At 70.6% G+C, this 3,339-nt stretch carries 3 protein-coding genes; 2 read left to right on the forward strand and 1 reads right to left on the reverse strand.

Features of this window, described 5'->3' with window-relative positions:
- A partial coding sequence (locus tag ABZ914_RS48870) for a DUF5937 family protein (RefSeq protein WP_500201440.1) occupies positions 1–957 on the forward strand: 957 nt, incomplete at its 5' end.
- Here ABZ914_RS48870 and ABZ914_RS48875 read toward each other — a convergent pair.
- Positions 939–1,514, reverse strand: coding sequence for a dihydrofolate reductase family protein (locus tag ABZ914_RS48875; RefSeq protein ID WP_500201441.1), 576 nt, complete (start codon positions 1,512–1,514; stop codon positions 939–941). The genes ABZ914_RS48870 and ABZ914_RS48875 overlap by 19 nt on opposite strands.
- Before the next feature lie 318 nt (positions 1,515–1,832).
- Here ABZ914_RS48875 and ABZ914_RS48880 point away from each other — a divergent pair, with 318 nt between their 5' ends.
- Complete coding sequence (locus ABZ914_RS48880; RefSeq protein WP_500201442.1) at positions 1,833–2,117, forward strand: hypothetical protein; 285 nt, start codon at positions 1,833–1,835, stop codon at positions 2,115–2,117.
- Positions 2,118–3,339 lie beyond the last annotated feature (1,222 nt).

A 3,339-nucleotide genomic window follows, 5' to 3' on the forward strand; every position in this document is an offset into this window, starting at 1 on the left:
CTTCCCGCCCGGGCCGAGACGGGCGCGACCGCCGAGGTGCTTCTCGGCGTGGACGCGGCCAACAAAGGTGCCGCCGTCGGGAGTGCGCATCGGCACGTTCAGCGACGGTGCAGAGAGCGGTCGCGGCGACGCCGAGTCGAGCTGCAGGACGCGCAGGACGCCCGCGCCCGGTGTCCAGGTCGACGGCGCCCGTCGGCTCGTCGCAGAACAGGGCGCGGGGTCCTTGGCAATAGCGCGGGCGATCGCGACGCGCTGCTGCCCGCCGCGCTGCGCGCCGTCCCGGCGGAGGAAGTACGCGCCGACCTGGACCGGACCTGCGGCGTCCGCACCGCGTCGCTGCGGGAGCTGTACGCCCACCCGTCCAGCGGGCTGGGTCGGCTCGCCGGAGAGATCCGCGCGTTCTGGGAGTCGGCCCTGGCAGAGGACTGGCCGCGCGTACGGGCATTGTTGGAGGCCGACGTGCTGTACCGCGCGCGGGAGCAGACCGACGGCGGGCCCGCCCGGCTGTTCAACGCGCTCGACCCCGCGATCCGCTGGCGCGGTGACAGCCTGTCGATCCGGCTGGCCCACCACTCCGCTGCCCAACGGCTGGATGGACGGGGCGTCGTGCTGGTGCCGTCGGCCTTCGCCTGGCCGCGCGTCCTCGTCAAGACAGGCCCCGTGTGGCCGGTCACCGTGCGCTACTCGCCGCGCGGCGTGGGCCTGCTGTGGACGGCCGACCGTCCGGCCGCACCGGATGCGCTCGCCGGGGTGCTCGGCGCGACACGGGCGATGCTGCTCACCGCCCTGCGAGCGGCCGGTCTTGTCACCGCCCGGCGCAGCGGCAGATACGTTCTCTACACTCGCACGGCCGTCGCGGACCGGGACTCGGAGCGGATCGGTGCGGAATCCGGAACGACCACGTGGTCTCCCTCAGCGACCACCATCGTCCCTGGCGGTCAGCGGACGACGCGGTAGGAGAGGTGGGTCGCCGCAGGGGTCTCGATCACGCGGATGCGTTCGAGGGTGATCGAAGAGTCGAGCGCGCCGAACAACGGCGTACCGCCGCCGACCAGGACCGGGATCACGTGCACGCGGATCTCGTCCACCAGGCCGAGCGGTAGCGCCTGCTGCATGACGGTCGCGCCGTGCAGCCCGACGACTTTGTCGCCCGCCGCCTTACTGGCCTGCTCGATCGCGCTGGCCACCCCGTCGGTGACGAAGGTGAACACGGGCGGGTACGACCTGGTCGGTGCCTGGTGAGTGACCACGAAGCACGGGACATCGCCCATCGGGCCGCCCACGCCCCAGCCGCCCTCCCCCTCGTTCTTTTCGAACGACTTGCGGCCCATCACCACCGCGCCCCAGTCTTCGACCATCTGCTCTAAGATCGCCCGATCTTGGTCGGTCGCCTGGTCGGACATCCACTTGTGCAGCATCCCGGCACCGTCGCCGAACGGGTTCTCGCGGCTGTCGTTGGGCCCGGTGACGTACCCGTCGAGCGAGATGGACATGTCGCAGATCACTTGCGCCATGGGATACGCACTCCCTCTGTAGAGGTTTTAGATCCGCTGTGTACGACTCGGTGTGTCGGTCGAACTCATCGGTGACCTGTGGATCGCCCATCACGCGTCCCCTGTCGCGAACCTGCGCCTGATGAAGCAGCGCCAGACCGGGGCTCAGGCACACGACATGCCAAACAGCACGCGGATCCCAGGTCAAGTCGAGTGGCAGAGCCCCCGCTGGACACCCGAGACCGGTGAGGGCCCCGTTCGGTGCCTGCGTCTTCCTGGCCCAGCGGGCGCCTCTCGGCTTTGGCCGCGCGTTCGAGGGCGGCGCCCAGATGCGCGCGCATGGTGCCCGCGACAGCGCGCGTCATCGAGCGCGCATCTCAGGTCCGTCTCGGCGGCCGCGCGGCGGCCGCCTTCGATCTGAAGCTTGGTGGCGGGATCCTCGCGCACCCGCTGCCGCTCGACTTCGGTGTCCACCGCTGCATCGTTGATCACTGCGGCTGCGCGGGCTTGCTCGGCGACAGCCAGTTGCTGGCGGGTGTCCTCCAGTCACGAGTGGGGGCAGATGTGGCGCAGCCGATCGCCGTGTCGGCTGACGGGTCCCGGCGTGCCCGCCGGTCGGGTTGATTAGCCCGGACGGCGTTGGGCGTCGTGCCCCCTTGGTGGGGAAGCTGCCCTCCTCGTAGAGGGGTAGGCACTGGCGCGCTGGGCCTCGCCGATCGTTGCAGGACGACCAGCAGCGGTTCTTCAGGCCGTCAGGAGCAGTTCGGTGTAGGCCGCCCAGCAGCAAGGAGGCTGGGGCGAGGTTGTCGGGTCGGACACCGGGCTCTGGTAGGGCCTGCCAGTCCCCGACCATGATCGTGCGCGCCGCTGCGTACCCATAGCGCCAGTTCTCGGAACACATACCGGTTGTCCAGATCCTCACTGGCCACGCACATCCGGACGGCGGCATCGGAGTGCTTGCGCCCGCGGGTTCTGCGGATAGCGCCGGCGGTGGCACGGTCGAGCCGACCGACCTGGCACCTGCTGACCTCCTTGGCAATCGCATCACTCAGGATGCGCCTGCGCACCGCAGGTCGCCTACGTTTTGCAGATCATCGTGCTGACTCCGTTCCAGAGGGGCCGCTCCGACCCTGGCCTCTGAATGCTGGCGGCGCCCGGCCGGGGGGCTGTGTGAAGCATCGGGCCTAGGAGTTGCGGCCCGCGGGCACGTGCACGGCGTCCAGGAGGCCTCAGGGGATCTGCAGGCCGTCGGCGCACCACAAGGGCCGATTTCGGCCCCCTCCCCGCCGAGGAGGCCAGCCCTCGCGAAGGGCGGCCTGGCGACGGGGTCGGTCCGGCGAGCGGTCCCTACAGTCCTGCTCACGTTCGCTAGGAGCGCGCGGGGAGCGTCGCGGTGTGCCGCCAATGGCCTGACGTGCATGCTTCGCTCAGCGTTGGCCGCCCCTTCACTGACCGCCCCTGGGGCGCATCCTGCTTCGCGTTCGGGGCCCGCAAAGGACCGGCCAGACGTGCCCGCAGGGGGGTGGGTCGCGCCCCGGCCAGGGGCGGCACTGGGGGCCTGACAGGCCCGGGCTGAGGGCCTGGAAGGGCACCCGAACCCCCGTCGTGTGGGTGGTCTGGGCCACTGCCAGGGGTGATCGGCGGGTTCGGATCCCGGCCTGTGGGGGGCGTTTCGAACTTTTTTTGGGGCGGGGGAAGTGGGCCCGATCCCTTGCGTGGGGGGCGTTTTGGGTTGTCTTTGCAGGTCGGGCGGGTGCTTGGGGCGTGCTTGACGAAATATGGGGGCCCTTGAACCTGTTGTGGATGTGTGACCGACGGGGAAGCCCGTCCGGGGCGCCCGACCAGA

Origin of the sequence: Spirillospora sp. NPDC046719, assembly GCF_040645715.1 — a bacterium.
Classification (GTDB): domain Bacteria; phylum Actinomycetota; class Actinomycetes; order Streptosporangiales; family Streptosporangiaceae; genus Spirillospora.